This is a genomic window from Hydrocarboniphaga daqingensis (genome assembly GCF_900129825.1).
Taxonomy (GTDB): domain Bacteria; phylum Pseudomonadota; class Gammaproteobacteria; order Nevskiales; family Nevskiaceae; genus Hydrocarboniphaga; species Hydrocarboniphaga daqingensis.
This window is the reverse complement of sequence record NZ_FQWZ01000001.1, coordinates 283,786-307,107: the sequence shown is the minus strand read 5'-3', so window position 1 is coordinate 307,107 and position 23,322 is coordinate 283,786. Positions and strand designations below refer to the sequence as shown.

Annotated in this window: 21 protein-coding genes; 12 read left to right on the top strand and 9 right to left on the bottom strand. The window is 67.0% G+C overall.

Translation table 11 applies throughout. The features are described 5' to 3' along the window. Window positions 1–6: 6 nt before the first annotated feature. From thiC to BUB09_RS01355, 4 genes are all read right to left on the bottom strand, one after another. Window positions 7–1,875, bottom strand: a complete 1,869-nt coding sequence (gene thiC / locus BUB09_RS01370; protein ID WP_084083124.1) for a phosphomethylpyrimidine synthase ThiC — start codon at window positions 1,873–1,875, stop codon at window positions 7–9. A 243-nt stretch (window positions 1,876–2,118) separates the two neighbouring features. Continuing rightward, window positions 2,119–2,685 carry an NUDIX hydrolase gene (locus BUB09_RS01365; protein ID WP_072893987.1) on the bottom strand — a complete coding sequence of 189 codons (567 nt, stop codon included), beginning with the start codon at window positions 2,683–2,685 and terminating at the stop codon, window positions 2,119–2,121. Then, window positions 2,667–3,521 (bottom strand): 23S rRNA (adenine(2030)-N(6))-methyltransferase RlmJ, encoded by an 855-nt coding sequence (locus BUB09_RS01360; protein WP_072893058.1) that lies wholly within the window; start codon window positions 3,519–3,521, stop codon window positions 2,667–2,669. Before BUB09_RS01360 ends, BUB09_RS01365 begins: the two co-directional genes overlap by 19 nt. A gap of 118 nt (window positions 3,522–3,639) precedes the next feature. Further along, window positions 3,640–4,842, bottom strand: a complete 1,203-nt coding sequence (locus BUB09_RS01355; RefSeq protein WP_072893054.1) for a DcaP family trimeric outer membrane transporter — start codon at window positions 4,840–4,842, stop codon at window positions 3,640–3,642. Window positions 4,843–5,014: 172 nt separating this feature from the next. Here BUB09_RS01355 and BUB09_RS01350 point away from each other — a divergent pair, with 172 nt between their 5' ends. Beyond that, window positions 5,015–5,704, top strand: a complete 690-nt coding sequence (locus BUB09_RS01350) for a response regulator (protein ID WP_072893051.1) — start codon at window positions 5,015–5,017, stop codon at window positions 5,702–5,704. Between the two features lie 77 nt (window positions 5,705–5,781). On the opposite strand, the gene BUB09_RS01345 is transcribed toward BUB09_RS01350, so the two are convergent. Next, window positions 5,782–9,276 (bottom strand): PAS domain-containing hybrid sensor histidine kinase/response regulator, encoded by a 3,495-nt coding sequence (locus BUB09_RS01345; protein ID WP_072893048.1) that lies wholly within the window; start codon window positions 9,274–9,276, stop codon window positions 5,782–5,784. 119 nt (window positions 9,277–9,395) lie between these two features. Between BUB09_RS01345 and BUB09_RS01340 the strand changes: the two genes are divergently transcribed. From BUB09_RS01340 to acs, 3 genes are all read left to right on the top strand, one after another. Next, window positions 9,396–9,755: a DUF485 domain-containing protein gene (locus tag BUB09_RS01340; RefSeq protein ID WP_084083068.1), complete on the top strand. Its 360-nt coding sequence runs from the start codon at window positions 9,396–9,398 to the stop codon at window positions 9,753–9,755. Further along, a complete protein-coding gene (locus BUB09_RS01335; protein WP_084083067.1) occupies window positions 9,752–11,428 on the top strand; it encodes a cation acetate symporter in 1,677 nt (558 codons plus the stop codon). Before BUB09_RS01340 ends, BUB09_RS01335 begins: the two co-directional genes overlap by 4 nt. A 91-nt stretch (window positions 11,429–11,519) precedes the next feature. Further along, window positions 11,520–13,496 (top strand): acetate--CoA ligase, encoded by a 1,977-nt coding sequence (gene acs, locus BUB09_RS01330; protein WP_072893045.1) that lies wholly within the window; start codon window positions 11,520–11,522, stop codon window positions 13,494–13,496. Between the two features lie 43 nt (window positions 13,497–13,539). Here the strand turns inward: acs and BUB09_RS01325 are convergent, their stop codons facing one another. Together BUB09_RS01325 and BUB09_RS01320 are read right to left on the bottom strand one after the other, a co-directional pair. Continuing rightward, window positions 13,540–14,157, bottom strand: a complete 618-nt coding sequence (locus tag BUB09_RS01325; RefSeq protein WP_072893042.1) for a LysE family translocator — start codon at window positions 14,155–14,157, stop codon at window positions 13,540–13,542. Next, a complete protein-coding gene (locus BUB09_RS01320; protein WP_072893040.1) occupies window positions 14,154–14,705 on the bottom strand; it encodes a GNAT family N-acetyltransferase in 552 nt (183 codons plus the stop codon). Before BUB09_RS01320 ends, BUB09_RS01325 begins: the two co-directional genes overlap by 4 nt. 91 nt (window positions 14,706–14,796) lie before the next feature. Between BUB09_RS01320 and BUB09_RS01315 the strand changes: the two genes are divergently transcribed. The 6 genes from BUB09_RS01315 (at window position 14,797) to BUB09_RS01290 (ending at window position 20,859) form a co-directional block, all read left to right on the top strand. Next, on the top strand, window positions 14,797–15,429 hold the full coding sequence (locus BUB09_RS01315) for an RNA polymerase sigma factor (protein ID WP_072893038.1): 633 nt from the start codon (window positions 14,797–14,799) through the stop codon (window positions 15,427–15,429). Window positions 15,430–15,494: 65 nt separating this feature from the next. Continuing rightward, on the top strand, window positions 15,495–16,004 hold the full coding sequence (locus tag BUB09_RS01310; protein WP_139250053.1) for a hypothetical protein: 510 nt from the start codon (window positions 15,495–15,497) through the stop codon (window positions 16,002–16,004). 28 nt (window positions 16,005–16,032) lie between these two features. Beyond that, complete coding sequence (locus BUB09_RS01305) at window positions 16,033–17,028, top strand: DUF4097 family beta strand repeat-containing protein (RefSeq protein WP_084083066.1); 996 nt, start codon at window positions 16,033–16,035, stop codon at window positions 17,026–17,028. Window positions 17,029–17,149: 121 nt separating this feature from the next. Then, window positions 17,150–18,499: a hemolysin family protein gene (locus BUB09_RS01300; protein WP_072893029.1), complete on the top strand. Its 1,350-nt coding sequence runs from the start codon at window positions 17,150–17,152 to the stop codon at window positions 18,497–18,499. Window positions 18,500–18,581: 82 nt separating this feature from the next. Continuing rightward, window positions 18,582–20,282 carry a proline--tRNA ligase gene (locus BUB09_RS01295; protein ID WP_072893027.1) on the top strand — a complete coding sequence of 567 codons (1,701 nt, stop codon included), beginning with the start codon at window positions 18,582–18,584 and terminating at the stop codon, window positions 20,280–20,282. 1 nt (window position 20,283) lies between these two features. Beyond that, window positions 20,284–20,859: a lytic transglycosylase domain-containing protein gene (locus BUB09_RS01290; RefSeq protein ID WP_072893024.1), complete on the top strand. Its 576-nt coding sequence runs from the start codon at window positions 20,284–20,286 to the stop codon at window positions 20,857–20,859. A gap of 22 nt (window positions 20,860–20,881) precedes the next feature. Here the strand turns inward: BUB09_RS01290 and BUB09_RS16705 are convergent, their stop codons facing one another. Further along, window positions 20,882–21,589 (bottom strand): LysM peptidoglycan-binding domain-containing protein, encoded by a 708-nt coding sequence (locus tag BUB09_RS16705; RefSeq protein ID WP_084083065.1) that lies wholly within the window; start codon window positions 21,587–21,589, stop codon window positions 20,882–20,884. Window positions 21,590–21,679: 90 nt separating this feature from the next. On the opposite strand from BUB09_RS16705, the gene wrbA reads away from it, so the two are divergent. After that, a complete protein-coding gene (gene wrbA, locus BUB09_RS01280; protein ID WP_072893976.1) occupies window positions 21,680–22,273 on the top strand; it encodes an NAD(P)H:quinone oxidoreductase in 594 nt (197 codons plus the stop codon). Continuing rightward, window positions 22,270–22,623 (top strand): DUF2069 domain-containing protein, encoded by a 354-nt coding sequence (locus tag BUB09_RS01275; RefSeq protein ID WP_072893022.1) that lies wholly within the window; start codon window positions 22,270–22,272, stop codon window positions 22,621–22,623. The genes wrbA and BUB09_RS01275 overlap by 4 nt, the downstream gene beginning before the upstream one ends. 9 nt (window positions 22,624–22,632) lie before the next feature. Here the strand turns inward: BUB09_RS01275 and hda are convergent, their stop codons facing one another. Beyond that, window positions 22,633–23,322 (bottom strand): DnaA regulatory inactivator Hda, encoded by a 690-nt coding sequence (gene hda, locus BUB09_RS01270; RefSeq protein WP_072893019.1) that lies wholly within the window; start codon window positions 23,320–23,322, stop codon window positions 22,633–22,635.

Genomic DNA, 23,322 nt, shown 5'->3' with positions numbered 1-23,322 from the left:
ACGCCGTTACAGCTTGTGGTAGACCTCGGCGCCGCGCTGTTTGAATTCTTCGCTCTTCTCGGCCATGCCGGCCTGCAGCGCTTGATCGGCCTCGCTGCCGATCTTGGCTGCGTAGTCGCGCACGTCCTGCGTGATCTTCATCGAGCAGAAGTGCGGGCCGCACATGCTGCAGAAGTGCGCCAGCTTCGCGCCTTCCTGCGGCAAGGTTTCATCGTGGAATTCCTGTGCTTTTTCCGGGTCCAGACCCAGGTTGAACTGATCCTGCCAGCGGAACTCGAAGCGCGCCTTGGACAGCGCGTTGTCGCGCACCTGCGCGCCAGGAAAGCCCTTGGCCAAGTCGGCGGCGTGCGCGGCGATCTTGTAGGTGATGATGCCTTCGCGCACGTCGTCCTTGTCGGGCAGGCCGAGGTGCTCCTTGGGCGTCACGTAGCACAGCATCGCGCAGCCGTACCAGCCGATGTTGGCGGCGCCGATGCCGCTGGTGATGTGGTCGTAGCCGGGCGCGATGTCGGTGGTCAACGGGCCGAGCGTGTAGAACGGCGCCTCGAAGCAATGCTGCAGCTGCTCCTCCATGTTTTCCTTGATCAGCTGCATCGGCACATGGCCGGGGCCTTCGATCATCGTCTGCACGTCGTGCTTCCAGGCGATCTGCGTCAGCTCGCCCAGCGTGTGCAGCTCGCCGAACTGCGCTTCGTCGTTGGCGTCGGCGATCGAGCCCGGACGCAGGCCGTCACCGAGGCTGAAGCTGACGTCGTAGGCCTTCATGATTTCGCAGATTTCCTCGAAGTGCGTATAGAGGAAGTTCTCCTTGTGATGCGCCAGGCACCACTTGGCCAGGATGCTGCCGCCACGCGACACGATGCCGGTCATCCGGTTGGCGGTCAGCGGGATGTAGCGCAGCAGCACGCCGGCGTGGATCGTGAAGTAGTCGACGCCTTGTTCGGCCTGTTCGATCAGCGTGTCGCGGTAGATCTCCCAGGTCAGCTCTTCGGCCTTGCCGTTGACCTTCTCCAGCGCCTGGTAGATCGGCACGGTGCCGATCGGCACTGGGCTGTTGCGCAGGATCCATTCACGGGTTTCGTGGATGTTCTTGCCGGTGGACAGGTCCATCACCGTGTCGCCGCCCCAGCGCGTGCTCCAGACCATCTTCTCGACTTCTTCGGCGATGCTGGACGTGACCGCCGAGTTGCCGATGTTGGCGTTGATCTTCACGCGGAAGTTGCGGCCGATGATCATCGGCTCCAGCTCCGGGTGGTTGATGTTGGCCGGAATGATCGCGCGCCCCCGCGCCACTTCGGAGCGCACGAACTCGGGCGTGATCTGCTTTTGCAGCAGGGCGCCGAAGCTGTTGCCGGCGTGCTGGCGACGCAGGTAGCCGGCGGCCTCGTAGGTGCTGCGCAGTTCGTCGAGCCGCGCATTCTCGCGGATCGCGATGTATTCCATCTCGGGCGTGATTTGCCCCAAGCGCGCGTAATGCATCTGGCTGACGTTGGCGCCGGCCTTGGCGCGGCGCGGCGCGCGGATGTGCTCGAAGCGCAGATCGCGGGTCTTGTCGTCGGCAGCGCGAATGCGGCCGAACAAGGAGCTCGGGCCACGCAGCTGCTCGGTATCGCCGCGCGCTTCGATCCAGCCGTCGCGGACCGCCGGCAAGCCCTTGCGCAAGTCGATCGCGACGCTCGGGTCGGTGTACGGGCCGGACGTGTCGTAGACGGTGACTGGCGGGTTGGGTTCGTCGCCGCTGGCGGTGTGCGTCGGCGTCAGGCTGATTTCGCGCATCGGCACGCGGATGCCGCCGGGTCCGTCGACGTGGATCTTGCGGCTGGCAGGAAAGGGCTTGCGCAAGTCGGCCGACAGCTCGTCGGCGCGGCGGAACATCTCGGGCAGCGGATTGATCGGCAGATTCATGGCGGCAGCATCCAGGTGTACGTCGTCGAAACGGGATGCGCTCGCGGGCGCAGCCAGGCTGCGCGTCGTGTCGAGCCATCCCTACGCCGGCAAGGCCGGCCAGGTTCCAAGGGTGTGATCTCAGCCCCGCGATCCGCTCGCGACGGGCACCCCCGGCTACCGGGCTACCTTAGGGGAGATCGCCGGGCGGGGCAAACCGGCAGCACGCGGTGTCTAGCGGCGTTCCCGGGCGATGAAGTGCAGCGCGGCATAGATGCGCGCATCGACCGCCAGACCCGCGCCGCGCTGGGCGTCGAGCCAGTCGTCGATGCCATCCAGCGCCACGCAATGCACGGTGATGTCCTCGCCGTCGACACCACCGCCGGCATGCACCCGGGTCAGGCCGCGCACGCGGACGAAGTAGCTGGTTTCGGCGGTCAGGCCGGCCGCGGTCGGCGCGGTGGTGATCAGTTGTGCTTCGGCGCCGCGAAAGCCGGTTTCTTCTTCCAGCTCGCGCAGCGCGCTGGTACAGGCGTCCTCGTCGGCAAAGGCCTCGCTGTCGCCGATGATGCCGGCCGGCAGCTCGATCGTGCGGCCGCGCACCGGCAGGCGGTACTGCTCGACCAGCACCAGCTCGTCGGCATCGGTCAGCGCGACGACAAAGCCGGCGCCGCTGCTGTGCGGGCGTACCACGTATTCCCAGTGCGCGCGGCGCAGCAGCCGCAGAAACTCGCCTTCGTGCAGCACGATCACGTCGGGGTCCACCGGCTTGCGCGGACGTTTCACTTGCTGCTCAGACATTCGGCCTCCGTCTTGATCCAGCGCATCTGGATCTGCGATTGCGGGCCCTGGGCCAACGCGCGGGCGACGGCGTCCAGCGCCGGTCGCAGCTGGTCGTCGAGCTTCCAGGGCGGGTTGAGTACGACCATGCCGCAGACGTGCATCTGGCCCTGCGCCGGAGCGCCGTTGTCGAATCGGATGTCGAGCACCGGCTTGGGCGAGGCCTTGGCGATGCGGCGTAGAAAGCGGTCGGTTTCAAAGCGCTTCTTGACCGGATACCAGACCAGGTACTGGCCCTGGACGAAGCGGCTCTGCGCGGTCTGCAGGAAGTCGCCGATCTGGTCGAATTCCGACAGCGACTCGAACGGCGGGTCGATCAGCACCAGCCCGCGTTTTTCCGGCGGCGGCAGCACGGCCGCAGCGGCCTGATAGCCGTCGCGCGGGTGCACGGTCCAGTTGATCTTGGGCGCCGCGTGGCGTAGCTGCGCATCGAGGCTGGCGGCGACGACGTCGACCTTTTCGTACGCGACCAGGCGATCACCGGGACGCGTCAGTGCGGCGGCCAACACCGGCGAGCCAGGATAGGCGGACGTATCGCCGGCCAGCGTCAGGTAGCGGCGCAACAGGTCCGGCGTGCCGGTCGGCGGCGGTATCGGCAGGCGGCCGATGCCCTGACGCCATTCGGCCGTGGTTTCGGCTGCGGCGTGGCGCAGGTCGTAGCGCCCGGCTCCCGCGTGGGTGTCCAGAAACAACCAAGGCTTGTCCTTGCCGTTGAGCGCATCGAGCGCGGCCAGCAGAACGAGATGCTTGAGCACGTCGGCGAAATTGCCGGCGTGATAGTGATGGCGGTAATGCATGAGGGCTTCGCAAGCGCGGCCGTGCAGCGGCACGCGGGGCGCCAGATTAGGCCATTGCGCGCGTCCACAATAGGCGGGCTGCTGCGCAAGCTCGCAGCGGCCCGCCCGGGCACTGCCTTTAGAACACGTACTTGGCCGAGAACTGCAGGCGCATCAGCTCGCCCTTGTTGTCGGCCACGGTGTTGCGCTCGCCGTAGCGCAGCTCGGTGCCGAAGGTCATCTTCGTGAACGGCGAGTACAGCAGGTTGACGAAGCCGCTGGTCACGTCCTGCGTGGCGTTGACGCCCAGCTCGGCAGCATCGGCGTTGCTGCTCAGATGTGACACGCCGATGCTGCTGCGCAGGTGATCGGTCCACGGATGACGCAGCGCCAAGTAGCCGTTGATGACGCGCAGCGTCTTGAGCCGGCCGTCGTCGTCGATCACCGCGTCGCCAACCGTGTTCAGTGCCAGGAAGCGGCCGATGCCGTCGCCACCGTTGAGCATGAAGCGCAGGTCGTTCTTGCTGTCGCCGAGCGGCACCTTGCCGGAGAAGCTCAGACCGTAGCCCACCGCTTTGTCGGTGACGTTGCCGACCTGGCCCTTGTCCACCAGTTGCCGGGCGACGCCGGCCAGCGCCAGGCTCGATGTGCCGAGCTTGAAGTTGTAGCGCGCCACCAGATCCGGCAGCAGGTTGTTGTCGTCGGTGTTGGCGTAGGTTGGACCGCCGCCGTTGGTGGCGATCGTCGTCTCGGGGTTTTCGAGCGACACGACCCAGTTGCCGCTGGTGTAGCGGATCATCGGTGCGCGCATGAACACGGTGCCGTCGGTCGGGAAGGCAACGAAGTCGAGCACGTCGGGAATCGCGCCCATGTTCTGGAACGTGCTCCAGTCTTGGCCGAGCAGGAACTGGTCGTAGGTGATGTAAGCGTTGCGCAGACCTGGGTTGTAGGCGTTGGTCACCGCTTCGGTGCCGACGCCCTGGGCGACGATGAAGTCCATCTCGACATAACCGCCGACCTTGTGGCCTTCGATGATCGACTCGCCGCGCAGAAACAGCCGCGTTTCCTTGGCGTGGAAGTCCAGATACGTATGGGCGTCGTCATCACCGGTGGCCGACACCGGGATCTGGTTCGGGATGTAGGTGTCGCGACCGATGCCTTGCGGCACCGGGCCGTCGCTGAAGTGGCTGTACATGATGTCCAGCTTCACGTAGCCGCCCCAGGTGAGCTTGGTATCGCTGACGTCGGCGGCGTGGCTGGCCGGAGCGGCGACCAGCGCCGACAGCGTGGCAGTGGCCAACAGCAAGGCGCCGGGGGCGCGTTGGCGCGTGATCAAATTCATCGGTGCTTCTCCTCGCACGGTGGGCGGCCTGTTTGGTTTGTGCTGCGTCGGCCGTTAGTGAGGCCAGCATGGTCAGCGCGCTGTGCGCCCGCCATTGGCCGAAAGTCGAACTGCGACTAAAGTCGAACGTGCTGGCAGGTGCCAGCGTTGCGGATCGGATCAGGCGCGGCGCATGAATGAACCCTTGGTATTGCTGGCCGACGATCACCCGCTGTTTCGTGCGGCGCTGCGCGAGACGCTGATGCGCGTGCTGCCCGGTGCGCGGGTCGTCGAGTCGTCCGGCGTGGCCGAACTGCAGGCGGCGGTGCAAGCCCATGCCGATGCCGACTTGCTGCTGCTCGACCTGCGGATGCCGGGCGCGCAGGGCTTTTCGACGCTGATCGAGCTGCGCGCGCAGCACCCGGCGCTGCCGATCGCGATCGTGTCGGCCGAAGAAGATCCCGGCGTGATCCGCCGTGCGCTCGACTTCGGCGCCAGCGCGTTCATTCCCAAGTCGTCGAGTACCGAGCAGATCGCCGAAGGCTTGCGCGCGGTGCTCGACGGCGATACCTGGGTGCCGCCGGAGCTGCTGCTGGGCAGCTCGGCCGCCGACGCCGACGCCGAGTTGGCCGCGCGCGTCGCCAGCCTGACACCGCAGCAATTCCGCGTGCTGACGCTGCTGGCCGACGGCCGCTTGAACAAGCAGATCGGCGGTGACCTTGATATCTCCGAAGCGACGATCAAGGCGCATGTGACGGCGATCCTGCGCAAGCTCGGCCTGTCGCGCCGCACGCAGGCGGCGGTGCTGGCGCAGCGCCTGCTCAGTGCCGACAGCGGTCGCCTGTCACCACCTGAGCCGGTCGACGAAGCCGACGCCGATTAGCGTGTCGGTGCCGGGTCACGGCGTAATCCAGCCCAAGATCGAGTCGGCGCCGGTGCGGACCGCAGCGCCGTCGACCTTCACGCGCCGGCTTCGCGGCGTGCGTGCTGGCTCAGCAGCCGCGTCATCAAGGCCCGCAATGCGGCCGGCTTGACCGGCTTGGGCAGCAGCGCCAGGCCCTGGGCTTGCGCGTCCTGACGCGCTTGCGGCGTGTGGTCGGCGGTCAGCACGATGCCGGGGATGTCGCGCTGGCAATGGCCCCGAATCTGCTCGGCGACCTGAACGCCGGTGCGTGCACCGTCGAGGTGATAGTCGACCAGCAGCAGATCCGGCGAGGGGCCGGCGAGGCCGAACAATGCAGCAGCCTCATCGGCCGCCGGGATCACCTCGCAGCCCCAGCTTTGCAGCAGCGCCTGCATCGACTGCAGCACGGCGGGTTCGTTGTCCAGGCACAGCACCCGGGCGCCGGCCAGTGATCCCGACGGGGCGGACGCGCGCTCGGCGTTGTGGCGCATGCGGCTGCGCTGGCCCAGCGGGACCGTCACCGTGAACACGCTGCCGTGACCGACGCGGCTGCGCAGCATCAGCGGGTGGCCCAGCATCCGCGTCACGCGCTCGACGATCGCCAAGCCCAGGCCCATGCCGCGTTCGCCGCGTGCATCTTGTGCGGCGAGCCGCCGGAACTCCTGAAAAATCTCCTGCTGCTGATGCTCGGGTATACCCGCGCCGGTATCCCAAACTTCGATTCTCAGCGCGTCGCGCTGGCGCCGGCAGCCGATCAGCACGCGGCCGCTGGCGGTGTAGCGCACCGCGTTCGACAGCAGGTTCTGCAGCACGCGACGCAGCAGCTGAGGGTCGCTGTCGACGACGGCCGAGCTGCGCACGCAGTCGAAGCGCAACCCGGCGCGCTGGGCCAGCGCGGCGGTTTCGGCAGACAGTGGGTCGAGCAGATCGGCGATCGCGAAGTGCTCGCGGCGGATCGCTTGCGCGCGGCCATCGAGGCGCGAGATGTCGAGCAGGCCGGACAGCAGCGATTCGGCGGCCGATAGCGAGCTTTCGGCTTGCGACAGCAGCGCGGCCGCTGACGGCGGCAGGCCGTCGCGCGGGATCGCGGCTGTGAACAGCCGCGCGGCGTTCAGCGGCTGCACCAGATCGTGCGATGCCGATGCCAGGAAGCGGCTCTTGGCCTGATCGGCCTGCTCGGCGGCGCGCGTCGCCGCGGCCAGCTCGCGCGTGCGCTCGGCGACGCGTGATTCGAGCAGTTCGTTGACCTCACGCAGCTGGTCGGCGCCGCGCTGGTAACCAGTGACGTCCGAGTAGCTGGTGACGAAGCCGCCGCCCGGCATCGGGTTGCCGCGAATCTCGATCGTGCTGCCATCCGGCAATGCCCGCTGATGCGTGTAGGCGTCGCCACGGCGCATGTGCTGCAGCCGCTTGACGACGGCGGCGTCGGCGCCTTCGGCTGCACCGAGCAAACCTTGTTCGGCGTTGTAGCGCATCAGCTGTTCGATCGGCCGGCCGACCGCAACCAAGCCCGGTGGGTAGCCGAAGATGTCGATGTAGCGCTGGTTCCAGGCCACCAGCTTCAGGTCCTTGTCGACCACCGACACGCCTTGCGACAGGTGCTCCAACGTCGCCAGCAGCAGTTCGCGGTTGAACTGGATCGCATGCGAGGTTTCGTCGAGCAGCCGCACGACATCTTCGACCTGCATGTCGCGGCCGCGCAGCGTCGTCGCCAGCAGCAGCCGCGCCGATGAACTGCCGACGGCTGACGCCAACAAATGCTCGACATAGCGGGCTTGGCCCGGCTCGGCGCGGTCACTGGCGCGCAGGCCCGCGCCACTGCGCGCACTGCCGTGCTCGGCCAACAGCGAGCGCGCCCGCTCAGTGCCGAAGAAGCGCTCCAGCAAGGTCTGCAGATCGCCGACCGTCGCCGTACTCGGCAGCAGCGCGGCGGTTGATGGTGCCGCTTCGTCATGGTCTTCGAGAAAGCGCGAAACCTGCAGGCGTTCGCGCAGCCCTGGCGTGCTGCTCAACGACACCAGCACATAGGTCAGCAGATGCAGCGCCAGACTGATCAGCGTGCCGTGCGTGATCGGATCGAGCCAGGCCAGGCCGAGCACGGCGCCGGGCCGCAACCAGCCGATATTCAGCGGGCCGTCCTGCACCAGATGTTCGCCGACGGCACTGCCGCCGAGCACGGTCGGCAGCAGCAGCACGTAGCACCAGCTGATGAAGCCGACCGCAAGGCCGGCAACGGCGCCGGTGTAGCGCGCGCGCCGCCAGTACAAGCCACCGATCAGGCCCGGCAGGAAGTGCAGCACGGCCGAAAACGACAGCAGGCCGATCGAGGCCAGCGTGCCCGGGCCGGTGAACAAGCGGAAGTACAGATAGGCCAGCATCACCAGCGCGACGATGCAGACGCGGCGGATCGTCTTGAGCAAGCTCGACAGGTCGCTGCGCTCGCTCAGCCCCAGGCGCGGCCAGCGCAGCAGTAGCGGCATCACGACTTCGTTGCAGATCATCGTCGACAGCGCGACGGTGGCGACGATCACCATGCTGGTTGCCGCCGAGAACCCACCCAGATAAGCCACCAGCGCCAGCCCGGTGTGGCCCTGCGCCAGCGGAATCGCCAGCACGAAACTGTCGGCCTGGGTGCCACCCGGCAACAGCAGCACGCCGGCGGCCATGATCGGCAGCACGAACACGCTGATCAGTGCCAAATAGCCGGGAAACAGCCAGCGCGCGGTTCGCAGATCGGCCGGCGCCGTGTTCTCGACGACGGTGACGTGGAACTGTCGCGGCAGACACAGCGCCGCTGCGGCGGCGAGCAGCGTCTGCGTGATGAAGCCCAACTGCCAGTCGGCACGCGACGGCGGCTCTGCCACCTGCGGCATCGCCAGCGCCTGCCGGTAGGCGTCACCGATGCCGTCGAACAGGCCGAAGCAAACGAACAGGCCAACGGCGACGAAGGCCAGCAGTTTGCAAACCGACTCGAATGCGATCGCCAGCATCATGCCGTGGTGGTTCTCGGTCGACACCACATGGCGCGTGCCAAACAGGATCGCGAACACCGCCAGCATCACCGAGATCACCAGCGCGTTGTCGTCCGCGCGCTGGCCGCGTGCCGGGCCGACCAGCACCTCGAAGCTGAAGGCGACGGCCTTGATCTGCAGTGCGATGTACGGCAGCACACCGAACACTGCGATCAGCGTGACCATCATCGCCAGCTTCTGGTGACGGCCGTAGCGCGCGCCGATGAAGTCGGCGATCGAGGTGATGTTGTGACGCTTGCTGATCCGGATCAGCCGCGCGATCAGCCCGTGGCCGAACACGAACACCAGCGCCGGCCCGAGGTAGATCGGCAGGAAGTCCCAGCCGCTGACGGCGGCACGACCGACCGCGCCGTAGAACGTCCACGACGTGCAGTAAACGGCCAGCGCGAGGCTGTAGGTCCAACGCTTGCGCACCGGGTTGCCGCGCTGGCGCGCACGGCGATCACCCCAGAACGCCACGCCGAACAACGTGACCACATAAGCGGCCGACAACAGGAACAGGAATCCGCTGGAGAGCACGCCGGGGCTCCGCTGGGTGTGGCGCGGAGCTTAGACCAACGTCGGATGGTCGTGCGCCGCCCCGGCTCCTATGCTGGCTTCACTGCGGTACATAACAAGTGCGATAGGAGAGAGAACCGATGAGTACCCTAGCCACGGCCTTGCCGGCCCAGCTGACCACGGAGGAGAACGCCGTGCTCGCGCCGGAGATCCGCCGCATCTATCACAGCGCGGCATTTGCACGGCTGCGGTCGCGGCGCGGCAGCCTGGCCTACCGGCTGGCGGCGCTGATGTGCGCGATCTACTACGGCTTCATTCTGGCCATCGCCTTTGCACCGCAATGGCTGGCGATCAAGCTCGACGGCGTGATCACGCTGGGCATCCCGCTGGGTCTGGGCGTGATCGCGTCGGCGATCATCCTGACCGGTATCTACGTCAGCCGCGCCAACCGCGAGTTCGACGCCCTGTCGGCCGAAGCGCTGCGGAGTGCGCGCTCATGATCGCCGCGCTCGCTCGTCGTTACGCCGGCCGCGCTGGACTGGGCATCGCCGGCCTGCTCGTCACATCCCCGTTGTTCGCCGCGGCACTTGAAGGCCAGGCGCAGAAGCAGCCGCTGAACGTCACGGCGATCGTGATGTTCTTCGCGTTCGTGACGATGACGCTCGGCATCACCTACTGGGCTGCCAAGCGCACCCGTTCGCGGTCCGATTTCTACACGGCCGGCGGCGGCATCACCGGCTTCCAGAACGGTTTGGCAATCGCCGGCGACTATATGTCGGCCGCCTCGTTCCTTGGCATTTCGGCGCTGGTGTTCGGCTCGGGCTTCGACGGCCTGATCTACTCGATCGGCTTTCTGGTCGGCTGGCCGGTGATCATGTTCCTGATCGCCGAGCGGCTGCGCAATCTGGGCAAGTTCACGTTTGCCGACGTCGCCAGCTATCGCTTGCAGCAGCGGCCGATCCGCGTACTGTCGGCCTCGGGCACGCTGGTGACGGTGGCGTTTTATCTGATCGCGCAGATGGTCGGCGCCGGGCAGTTGATCAAGCTGCTGTTCGGCTTGGACTACAACATCGCCGTGATCATCGTCGGCGTGTTGATGATCGTGTACGTGACCTTCGGCGGCATGCTGGCGACGACCTGGGTGCAGATTATCAAGGCCGTGCTGCTGCTCGGCGGCGCCAGTTTCATGGCGTTTATGGTGATGGCCAAGGTCGGCTTCTCGTTCGATTCGCTGTTCGAAAGCGCGGTGTCGGCGCACAAGGACGGCGAGGCGATCATGGCGCCCGGCAAGTTCGTCAAGGACCCGATCTCAGCCGTGTCGCTGGGCATTGCGCTGATGTTCGGCACCGCGGGCCTGCCGCACATCCTGATGCGCTTCTTCACGGTCAAGGACGCGGTCGAGGCCCGCAAGAGCGTGCTGTTCGCCACCGGCTTCATCGGCTACTTCTACATCCTGACCTTCATCATCGGCTTCGGCGCGATCGTGCTGGTGGGTACCAACGCGCTGTACCTGGACGGTGCCGGCCTGCGCGGCGGCAGCAACATGGCAGCCGTGCATCTGGCGCATGCGGTCGGCGGCGACATGTTCCTGGGCTTCATCTCGGCGGTTGCGTTCGCGACGATCCTGGCCGTCGTTGCGGGCCTGACGCTGTCCGGTGCCGCTGCGGTGTCGCACGACGTCTATTCCAACGTGATCAAGCGAGGCAAGGCCAAGGAAGCCGACGAGATCCGCGTGTCGAAGCTGGCGACCGTGGCGCTCGGCATCCTGGCGATCGGCCTGGGCATCGCGTTCGAAAAGCAGAACGTCGCCTTCATGGTCGGCCTGGCGTTTGCGATCGCCGCCAGCGCCAACTTCCCGATCATCCTGCTGTCGATGATGTGGAAGGGTCTGACCACGCGTGGCGCGGTGCTCGGTGGCGGCTTGGGCTTGGTGTCGGCGGTGACGCTGACCGTGCTCAGCCCGGCGGTCTGGGTCAAGGTGTTGGGCCATGCCGAAGCGATCTTCCCGTACGACGCACCGGCGCTGTTTTCGATGACGCTGGCCTTCATCGGCTGCTGGATCGGCTCGATTACCGACGGCAGCGAGTCGGCGCACAAGGAGTCGCTGTTGTTCACCGAGCAATTGGTACGCTCGGAAACCGGCTACGGTGCCAGCACCGCAGCGAGTCACTAAGCTGTTGCAACAGAGTGTCGGCAGCGGTGGCCATGATGGCCGTCGCTGACCGGCCCCATCGATATTCGCGAGACTGAGAGAGAGCCACAATATGAGTTCAGATCAACCGGCCGGTAACTTCCAATCGGTGCTCGACGAGCAGCGCGTGTTCGCACCGTCGCCGGCCTTCGTCGACAAGGCGCGAGTCAATGCCGATGCGCTGGCGGCGCTGCGTGCCGAAGCCGCTGCCGATTCGGTCGGCTTCTGGAGCCGTCTGGCGCGTGAGCACATCAGCTGGCAGACGCCGTTCACGGTCGGCCTCGATGACAGCGCAGCGCCGAACTATCGCTGGTTCACCGACGGCCGCACCAATGCCTCGGCCAACTGCCTGGACCGGCATTTGGGCGCGCTCGGCGACAAGCCGGCGATCCGCTTCGAAGGCGAGGCGGGCGATGTCCGCATCTGGACCTACCGGCAACTGCACGCCGAGGTCTGCAAGCTGGCCAATGGCCTGAAGTCGCTCGGCATCGGCAAGGGCGATCGCGTCGTGATCTACATGCCGCACACCGCCGAAGCCGTGATCGCGATGCAGGCCTGCGCGCGCATCGGCGCCGTGCATTCGGTGGTGTTCGGCGGCTTCTCGGCGTCGTCGCTGCGCGACCGCATCGAAGACGCGGGCGCTCGCTTGCTGATCACCGCTGACGGCGGCCGCCGCGGCGGCAACATCGTCGAGTTGAAGAAGGCCGCCGATGAGGCGCTCGACGGCGCCTGCAAGTCCATCGAGCACGTGATCGTATTCCAGCGCACCGGTCATCCCGTGCAGTGGAACGACAAGCTCGATCTGTGGTGGCACGACGTGCTGGCGACGCAGCCGGCGCAGTGCGATCCGGAATGGGTCGAAGCCGAGCATCCGCTGTTCCTGCTGTATACCTCGGGCTCCACGGGCAAGCCCAAGGGCATCCAGCATTCCACCGGCGGTTATCTGGTCAATGCGACGGTCAGCTGCCAGTGGGTGTTCGACCTGCAGGGCAGCGACGTGTTCTGGTGCACCGCCGACATCGGCTGGATCACCGGCCACAGCTACGTCACCTATGGTCCGCTGGCCAACGGCGCGACGATCCTGATCTACGAAGGCGCGCCGACAGTGCCCGATGCCGGCCGCTTCTGGAAGATCATCCAAGATCACAAGGTGACGATCTTCTACACCGCGCCGACCGCGATCCGCGCGCTGATGCGGCTCGGCGACGAGTGGCCCGCGCAATATGATTTGAGCTCGCTGCGGCTGCTTGGCAGCGTCGGCGAACCGATCAATCCCGAGGCGTGGATGTGGTACCACCGCGTCGTCGGCAAGGAGCGTTTGCCGATCGTCGACACCTGGTGGCAGACCGAAACCGGCGCGATCATGATGAGCCCGATCCCCGGCGCGACGCCGACCAAGCCCGGCTCGTGCACGCAGCCGCTGCCCGGCATCTTCGTCGAAGTCGTCGACGAAGCCGGCACGCCGATCCAGGGCAACAACGTTGGCGGCTACTTGGTCATCACCAAGCCCTGGCCGTCGATGCTGCGCACGATCTGGGGCGACAACGCGCGCTACATCAAGACGTATTGGGAGCAGTTCGGCAATCAGTACTACGTGGCCGGCGATTCGACGCATCGTGACGACGATGGCTACTACTGGATTCTCGGCCGCACCGACGACGTATTGAACGTGTCCGGCCACCGGCTCGGCACGATGGAAGTCGAGTCGGCGCTGGTCAGCCATCCGCGTGTCGCCGAAGCCGCTGTCGTCGGGCGTCCGCACGAGGTCAAGGGCGAGGCGGTGTTCGCGTTCGTCACCGTGCGTGGCAAGCGTCCCGAAGGCGACGAGGCGGTCGCGCTGGCCAAGGAGCTGCGCGACCACGTCGCCAAGCAGATCGGTGCGATCGCCAAGCCCGACGACATCCGCTTCGCCGACAATCTGCCCAAAACGCGCAGCGGCAAGATTATGCGGCGCCTGCTTCGCTCGATCGCCAAGGGCGAGGAGATTACGTCGGATACGTCGACGCTGGAGAACCCCGGCATCGTCGCGCAGCTGCAAGGCAAGGGCTAGGTCACGCGCTGCGGGCCTAGCCGCACGGCGTGCTGCCGTGTTGCTAGGCCAGCAGGCTCAGCAGCCCCAGCGCGATCAACAACAGGCCCATGCCGCGATCGATCCAATGCGCATGGCCGAGCAGGCGGCTGCGGATCGCCGGATGACCCAGCGACCACGCGGCCAAGCTGAACCACGCCGCCGTCGTCGCCAGAATCCACGCACCGAGCAGCAGCCGCTGCGACACCGGCGTCGCCGTCGTCACCAGCGCCGAACACAGCGCGACGAAGTACAGCATTGCTTTCGGATTGAGCAGATTGGTCGCCATGCCGATCAGGTAGCTGCGGCGCGCGGGTTGCGCCGGGATGTCGTCGGGCCGCGGCGTGCTGTCCGGCGGCGCCGCGCGCAAGGCGCTGACGCCCATGTACAGCAGAAAGGCGGCACCGCCGTAACGCAACAGATCCAGCAGCAGCGGCACGCGCTGCACAACCCAGCCCAAGCCGAACAGCGCCCAGCCGACGTGGAAGATCAGCCCGGTGGCAATGCCCATCGCGGTCCAGACACCGGCGCGGCGGCCGTAGGCCAGCGTCTGCCGCGTGACCATCGCGAAGTCAGGCCCCGGCGACATCACGGCCAGCAGGTGGGCACCGGCTGCCGTCAGCAGCAGTGTCGAGGCGTTCATCCGCGGTTGGCGCCGGGCCACGGGCCGTCGGGCTCACCGACGTCGTCGACGACGCGCGTTTCTTCGCGGTAGATGCGCATGCCGCGCGCTTGATAGTTGGGCAGTGCGGCCGGGCCGTCGAGCGTGCAGGTATGCACCCACACGCGGCGCGGTGCGTCCATTTGCCAGGCGCGGGCGATGCCTTCGCCGAGCAACCAGCCGCCGAGGCCTTGGCCGATGAACTCCGGTATCAAGCCGAAGTAGGCGATCTCGACGTCCTGCGCCTGGCGATCCAGCTCGATGTAGCCGGCCGGCGTGCCGCGCACGCTCAGCAGCCAGGTTTCGATACCCGGGCGTTCCAGGTATTCGCGCCACTGCGCGGCAGTCCAGCCGAGCCGATCGCGCCAGTACCAGTTGCCGCCGACGGCCGTGTACAGAAAACGGCTGAAGGCCGGGCAGGGGACTTCGGCGCGGCGCAGCAGCCGGTCGGCGATCGCCGGCTCGGGCGCGCGGCGCAGTTCGTCGGGTGAGCGCATCTGCAGGTAGGTGATCGTGACGGATGTCGGCATGGTCGGACGGCGGTGCAGGCGTCGGCGAAGGCGTTGCGCATTCTACGAGGGCTTAAACCAACGGGCCGCCTTGCGCATCTGAGGCACGATAATGTCCGCTATTGCCTATAACCGACTGGAGACCGCGCCCTTGGCGCCACAGCAGGATTCCGCGCCTGCGGCGGGCGCACGAGAGCCGATCGACGCCGAAGACCTGCGCTGGGTCCAAGCGGCGGCCGCCGGCGACCGCCGCGCGTTCGAGCAGTTGTACCGGCGCCACGTCGGCCGCATTCGCGGCCTGTGCTGGCGGCTGGTCAACGGCGACGACAAGCGTGCCGACCAAGCCACGCAGGATGCCTTCGTCCGCGCTTGGGAAAAGCTCGGCAGCTTTCGCGGCGACAGCCAGTTCTCGACCTGGATGCACCGGCTGACGGTGAATCTGGTGCTGGGTGAATACCGCTTGATGCGGCGGTGGGTCACGCTCGAGGACGTCACCGAAGAGGCCGGCGATGCCGATGGCGATGCGGTGGCGGTCGACGAGCACCCGCAGCAGCGTGTTGCCGACCGGATGGATCTCGAGCGAGCGCTGGCCCGCTTGCCTCCGGGTGCGCGCAGCGTGTTGTTGCTGCACGACGTCGAAGGCTACCAACACGAGGAAATTGCCGAGCTGACCGGTATTGCGGTCGGCACGTCCAAGGCGCAATTGCACCGCGCCCGCAAGCTGATGAGAGGATTCCTTCAATGAACGACCCGCTGCATAGGCTTCCGGCTGCGGATGGCTCCGCCTTGCCCGATCGTGATGACGCACCGATGGCCGCCCCCATCGCCGGGCTGGAGTCGCTGCGCACCGAGCACGAACCCACCCATGATTTGTGGCCGGCGATCGAAGCGCGTCTGGCCCGCGCGCCGGTCTCCCCCCCGGCGGCGATCCGGCCCCGACGGCGTCAGCGCTGGGTGCCGATGGCCGCTGCCGCGTCGGCGATGCTGGCACTGGCCGGCTTGATCGCCGCGCGGTATCTGGCGCCGGGCATGGACCCGTTCGCTCAAGCGACGCCGGTTGATATCGCGTTGCGCTCCGACGCGCAGGCCCGGCCCGAGCCGCTTGCGGTCGCAACGCTCGCCCGGCGCGCGCCGCTACCGCCGCCCAGCGCCAACCGAGCGTTGCTCAAGGCCAATCTCAAGATCGTCAAGAGCGCCGAAGATCAGTTGCGCCACGCGCTGGCGACCGACCCCAACGACCAATATCTGCAAAACCTTCTGGCCAGCACCCAGGACCAAAAAACCCATTTGCGCGATCTGCTCGACCGCAATCGCATTTGAGCCCTGACACCAGGGCAGGAGCTTGACGATGAACCTTCCAACTTCCGCTGCCAGACCGCGCCGTCGGCCGGCGACCGACGCGGCGGCCGGTTTGATGCTGGCGCTGGCAGCGACCAGCGCGTCCGCAGCGCCTCCGACGCAGCCGCCAGCCCCGCCGGTGCCGCCGCATCACCACGATCGTTACGCCGACGACGAGGATTCGATGGCGGGTCGTGCGATCGACGAACGCCGCTCGCTGAAAGCTGACGCCCGTGTCCGTGTTTCCAACGTCGCCGGCTCGATCGAGATCGTCAGCTGGGACAAGCCTGAGGCCTACATTTCCGGCGAGCTGGGTCGCGGTGCCGACAAGCTCGACATCACCGGCAGCGACGGCAACCTCGACATCGTCGTGCGCACGCCGAAGAACACGCGCAACGTCGAGGGCAGCGAGTTGCGGATCATGCTGCCGGTGGGCGTCGCGCTGAACGTCGAGGCGGTCAGCGCCGACGTGATCGTGCAGGGCATCAAGGGCAAGGTCGTCGCGGCGACCGTTTCCGGCGAAATGACGCTGAGCCTGGCCGCCGACGAGGTCGAAGCGCGCACGGTCAGCGGCGATGTCGTCGTCCGCGCGCCGATGCGCAACGGCTCGATCAACACCGTCAGCGGCGATGTCCGAGCCAGCGGCGGTGGGGGCCGGCTCAAGCTCGAAACCGTCAGCGGCGATGCCGAACTGGTCGGCGCCAGCGCCTACAGCGACCTGAGCCTCAAATCGATCTCCGGCGACTTCGATGTCGACGCGGCGCTGACCGGCGACGGCCGCTTCGTTGGCGAAACGCTATCCGGCGAAATGCGCGTGCGGATGCCGGCCGCGACCTCGGCGCAAGTGACGTTGCACACCTTCAGCGGCGACGTGCGCAGCGCGTTCGGCGGCGCCGTGCCATCCGGCGACGAGCGCCGCGAACGCCAAGAGTTCAAGATCGGCGACGGCCGCGCCCGTGTCGACCTGTCGAGCTTTTCGGGCGACATCGTGCTGGACAAGCGCTAGCGCGTTGTACCGCCCAGCGGTTGCTGCCCCCGGGCGTCATTGAGACCGGGGGCAGGGCTCGGTCCGGCGAAGGGCGGCAGCGGTATCGTAGACTGGCGGCCAGCCCTCCCTGTGGTGCCCGATGGTCCTGCTCCAAGACAGCTTGCTGCTGCTCGTCGCTTTTTTATTGGTGTTGTTGAACGGTTTCTTCGTCGCGGCCGAGTTTGCGATCGTCAAGCTGCGGCACAGCCGCGTCGAAGACCTCGCCGAGGGCCACGGCTGGCGCGGCGTGATGCTCGGACGCGTCCACAGCAAGCTCGACGCGTATCTGTCGGCTTGTCAGCTCGGCATCACATTGGCATCGCTGGGCTTGGGCTGGATCGGCGAGCCGGCGTTCGCCGGGCTGCTAGAAGCGCCGTTGCAGATGATGGGCATCGATCGGCCCGAGGTGATCCACAGCATCGCGTTTGTCGTCGCGTTTGCCGTGATCAGCTACCTGCACATCGTGCTCGGCGAACTGGCGCCCAAGTCGCTGGCGCTGCGTCGCCCCGAGACGCTGTCGCTGTGGACCGCCGGGCCGCTGTACGTGTTTTATTGGCTGATGTACCCGGCGATCTGGTTCCTGAACACCAGTTCCAATTCGCTGCTGCGCCGCTTGGGCTTGAGCGCCTCGGCCACCGGGCACCAGAGCGACGCCTACTACAGCCCCGAAGAGCTGCAGGCGATCCTGCATCACAGCCGCCGCGTCACCGAAGGCCCCGAGATCGAGATCAAGACGATCGTCGCGCACACGCTGGAACTGGCCGACCTGGAAGCGGGCGACCTGATGCGCCCGTTCCGCGAGCTGATCACGCTCAGCAGCGACGACAGCTACGCCGAAATCCGCCGCACGATCCAGAACCACCGCTTTAGCCGTTACGTGCTGCTGGAGCCGGAGAGCGAAACCGTGCTCGGCTTACTGCACGTCAAGGACATTCTGCTGGAGCCGGGTGGCGAAGACGTTCAGAGCCGCCTGCGCCGGCATATCCGCGAGGTGCTCGAAGTGCGCGAGAACGAGTCGGCGCTGGAGTTGATGCGCCGCTTCCGCAGCGGCGCGCCGCATCTGGCCTTGGTGCGGGACGACGACGAGCGTCTGGTCGGCTTCGTGACGATGGAAGACATCCTTGAAACGATCTTCGGTGAAATCACCGACGAACACGAAGTCGGCCGTCAGAAGAGCACCGACCGGCGCTTCGTCTGGCTGCCCGACGGCAGCTTTATCGTCCCCGGCGACACGCCGGTGTACCGGATCGAGCGCGAGCTGGGCCGCGACATCGAGGAAGCCGAGGAAGAAGACGTCAGCACCGTGGGCGGCTTGATCATGAGCAAGCTCGACCGCGTGCCGGTCGAGGGCGACCTGGCGCGCTTCGAAGAGTTTGCGGCCTTGGTGCGGCGCGTCCAGGGCAACCGCGTGCTGCTGGTCAAGATCACGCCGACGGTCAGCACCAAGTAGCACCCGCGGCGCCGGCATCGCCGGGGGCGCGCCGGCTTTCCGCTAGAATCGCGGCCTTTCCGCTGCCCGCCTGCGAACCGCCATGCGCCTGTCCCGCTTCCCGCTTGCCACGACCAAAGAAACCCCTGCCGACGCCGAGATCATCAGCCACCGGCTGATGCTGCGTGCCGGCCTGATCCGCAAGCTCGGCGCCGGCTTGTACACCTGGATGCCGCTGGGGCTACGCGTGCTGCGCAAGGTCGAGCAGATCGTCCGCGACGAGATGAACCGCGCCGGCGCGCTCGAACTGCTGATGCCGTCCGTTCAGCCGGCTGAGCTCTGGCAGGAATCGGGTCGCTGGGATGTGATGGGTGCCGAGATGCTGCGCATCAAGGACCGCCACAAGAACGACTTCTGCTACGGCCCGACGCACGAGGAGGTCATCACCCACCACGTGCGCCAGGACATCCGCAGCTACAAGCAATTGCCGATCAACTACTACCAGATCCAGACCAAGTTCCGCGACGAGCGCCGTCCGCGCTTCGGCGTGATGCGCGCGCGCGAGTTCCTGATGAAGGACGCCTACTCGTTCCACATGGACGCCGAAGGCCTGGCGGCCGAGTACCAGAACATGCGGGCGGCCTATACGCGGATCTTCTCGCGGATCGGTGCCGACTTCCGCGCGGTCAAGGCCGACAGCGGCAACATCGGCGGCGCGGCCAGCGAGGAGTTCCACATCCTGGCCGGCGCCGGTGAAGACCTGTTGGCCGTGTCCACCGAAGGTGATTACGCGGCCAACGTCGAAGCCGCCGAGACGCATCCTTCGGGTCGTCCGCTGCCGGCGCCGACCGCTGCGCTGGAGACCGTGTCGACGCCGGGCCAGAAGACCTGCGAGCAAGTGTCGCGCTTCCTCAACGTGCCGTTGACCGGCAAGGTCAAGCTGCTGGTGGTCAAGGCCGCCGACGGCGGCTTGATCGGCATCGCGCTGCGTGGTGATCACGAGCTCAACGAGATCAAGGCCGCCAAGCACCCGCGCATCGCCTCGCCGTTCGAGATGGCCAAGATCGAGGACGTGCAAGCGGCTTTCGGCTGCGAAGTCGGCTACCTGGGCCCGGTCAACTGCCCGATCCCGGTGATCGCCGATTTCGCGGCGGCCGAGATCGCCGACTTCGTTTGCGGCGCCAACCAGAACGATGCGCATCTGCGCGGCGCCAACTGGGGCCGCGACTGCGCGCTGCCAGAGACGGCCGACCTGCGCATGATCGTCGAGGGCGACCCGTCGCCCGACGGTCGCGGCACGATCAAGCTGCTGCGCGGCATCGAAGGCGGGCATATCTTCCAGCTCGGCCAGAAGTACACGCAGGCGATGGGCTTGAGCGTGCTCGACGAGAAGGGCGAAGCGATCACGCCGCAGATGGGTTGCTACGGCATCGGCGTGTCGCGGATGGCAGCCGCGGTGATCGAGCAGAGCCATGATGCCAACGGCATCATCTGGCCGGACGCGATTGCGCCGTTTCGCGTGATCGTCACGCCGATCGGCACCGACAAGTCGCCGGCCGCCAAGGAGGCCGCCGAGCAGCTGTACCAACAGCTGATCGACGCTGGCGTGGAAGCGCTGCTCGACGATCGCGGTCTGCGTCCGGGCCCGATGTTCGCCGACGCTGACCTGATCGGCATTCCGCACCGCATCGTGATCGGCGACAAGGGGCTGGCCAACCAGCAGTTCGAATACAAGCACCGCCGCGCGGACAAGGCCGAGATGATCCCGGCCACGCTCGACGCGGTGCTCGCCAAGCTCGCCTGACATGCGCGTTCGGCACCGCTTCGCGGCAGCACTGTTGTGCGCCTGCCTCGGTGGTGCCGCTCACGCCGGGCCGGTCGGCGAGCCCGAGCCCGAATTGCGCGAGCTGCTGCGCGCGGCCATCGACAACAGCAGCAGTTTTCAGGACCGCTTCGATGCCGAAGTCTGGTTGGTCGACATGTCGAGCCGGCTGCGGCGCAGCATCAAGGATGATCGCGAGCGGCTGGAGTTTCTGCGCGTATTGCACCAGGAAGCCAGCCGCGCGCGGATCACGCCGGAGCTGGCGCTGGCGGTGATCCAGGTCGAAAGCGGCTTCAACCGCTACGCGCTGTCGACGGCCGGCGCCCAGGGCTACATGCAGATCATGCCGTTCTGGCTGCGCGAGATCGCCGGGCCCGAGGAGAATCTGTTCCACACGCGGACCAATCTGCGGATGGGCTGCACGATCCTGCGGTTTTATCTCGACCGCGAGCGCGGCGATATCGTTAAAGCGCTGGCGCGCTACAACGGCAGCATCGGCAAGCCGCAGTATCCGGCGCTGGTGCTGGGCGCGCTGAACAAGCGCTGGTACCGCGGCTGACGCAAGCGCCGCGCTGCGCGCTTCAAGGCGCCGGCTGTTCGCGGACTTCGCCGATGCGCGTGTCGCTGCTCTTGATCTGTTCGCGGGCGTAGTTGACCGCGTTGACGACGTCCTGAATCGTCGGATTGGGCCGGATCTTCAGCGTCTGGCCCGGCGGTAGACGATTCGGGTCGGGGATCACCTGCAGATTGTTCTGCCAGATCAGCGGCCACAGCCACGGATTGCCGTACACCTCCGGCCGGCCGGAGATGATCCACAGATTGTCCCCACGCCGGACCGCATACGGCTTGGTGCCGTTCTTCAATTGCGCATTGAGCTGGACCAGCGCCGCATGCGCGCGCTGTCCGTAGCCGGCGACCAGCAGCGCTTCGGCATTCTTCTGCTGCGCGATCTGCACATCGCTCAAGCCGGTGTACTGATACGAGGCCTGCAGTTGCTGCTGGGCGCGCTCCAGGTATGCGGCATCCGCGGCGATCGGTGGCGGCAGTGCATCCAGCGGCACCGGGCCCTGCGTAAAGCTCATCAGCGGCCGGATCGGCGGCATCGTTGGCGCTGCGTCGGCCCCGGTGGATCCGTTGTCGGCACGCTCGCTGCGCCGTTCGGCGGCTGGCGGGGCGACCGCGTCGATGCGGCGCGGCGCAGCGCATGCAGCGCCAAGCGCGGCCATCAGCAGCAGAGCGTGAATGGCACAGGGTCTGATACGGCGGCGGTCGAAGCGTGGCTCGGACAAGACGGCATCCCGGCATGACGAAGGCTGCATGATCGCCCAAGCGGCTCGCGACCAGCCACTACAATGCAGCATCTCTTCAGGGCGCGACTCGTGAACGACATTCTGGTTCTGTATTACTCCCGCAATGGATCGGTCGCCGCGATGGCGCGCGAGATTTGCCGCGGCGTCGAAGCGGCAGGTGCGATCGCGCGCTTGCGCACGGTGCCGCCGGTATCGACGGTCACCGAAGCCACGCAAGCCGAGATTCCCGACGACGGGCCGATTTATGTCAGTCACGACGACTTGCGTGCCTGTTCGGGCCTGATCCTCGGCAGCCCGACGCGCTTCGGCAACATGGCCGCGCCGCTGAAGTACTTCCTCGATACAACCTCCGGGCCTTGGCTGGCCGGCGCGCTGGCGGGCAAGCCCGCAGCGGTGTTCACGTCGACCAGCACGCAGCATGGCGGGCAGGAGAGCACCTTGCTCGGCATGATGTTGCCGCTGCTGCACCATGGCATGGTGATCAGTGGCATCCCGTACAGCGAGCCGGCGCTGTCGTCCACGCAGTCCGGCGGTACCCCATATGGCGCCTCGCACGTGGCGGGCACCGGCACGTCGCCGGCGCCACTGACGCGCGACGAAGCGGCGCTGTGCCAGGCGCTGGGCCGGCGCGTCGCAACGCTGGCGCGGAAGCTGTCCGCATGATCACCCGTCCGTTGAGCGCCTATGCGCGCGCGGTGACCACGCTGGCGCATCTGGCGCTGATTGCGCTGATGCTGGTCGGATCGCGCGGCGGCAGCGGCGCGCTGCTGGTGCTGCCGCTGCTGTTGCCGGTGTCCGGCATTTTGCGCGGCCGCGCCTATACCTATTCCTGGGCCTGCATGCTGGTGGTGTTCTATGCCGCCGGCTATCTGGCGTCGGGCTATGCGATGCCCGCGCATCGCGGCTCGTCGTTCGGACTCGCCAGCGTCGCGGCGATCGATTTCGTCGCGATGGTGCTGTACGTGCGGCTGTTGGCGCGTGAAAAGCTGGCGGGTGTGGTCCCGGTCGGCTGATCGGCTGCGTTATTGCGGACGCAAGCCCAGCGTCCGCTGCACGAATGCCAGTGTCAGGCGGCGCTTGTCGCGCAGCGATGCGCGGTCCAGCTCTTCGATCGCCGCCAGCAAGTTGCCGGTGTCGCGCGGCAGATGGTTCAGCAGCCAGCGTGCGGCGTCGTCCGGCAACTCGAGGCCCCGCTGATGAGCGCTGCGCCGCAGCCATTGGTGACGATCGTCGTCGCCCAGCGCGCGCAGCGCGAACAACGGCAGTGCGCTGAGCCGAGTGCGTAGATCGGGCAGCAGGCCGCCGAGGCGCTCCGGTGCGGCCGCTGCCGACACGCACCACCGCGCACCTTCGGTGCGCAGCCGGTCCAGAAGTCGGATCAAGGTGTGGTTCCACTGCGTGTCGTCGGCGATGGCGTCGAGATCGTCGATGCACAGCATCGGGTAGCCGGCGTAGCCGTCCACCGCTTCGGCGCCGCGCTGAACCAGCTCGCGCAGTGGCAGATAGCCGGCGCGAACGCCCGGCGCTGCTTCTCGCACCGCAGCCTGCAGCAGATGGGTTTTGCCGCTGCCGGCGGCGCCGTATAGAAACAGCCCGCCGCGGCTGGATTCGCGCAACGCGTTGACCGCCGCCTGATTCGGACCGGCGTAATAGGTGTCGAAGCTGGCGCTGCTGCGCAGCTGCACCGACAGCGGAATCTGTTCGCCCTTCAC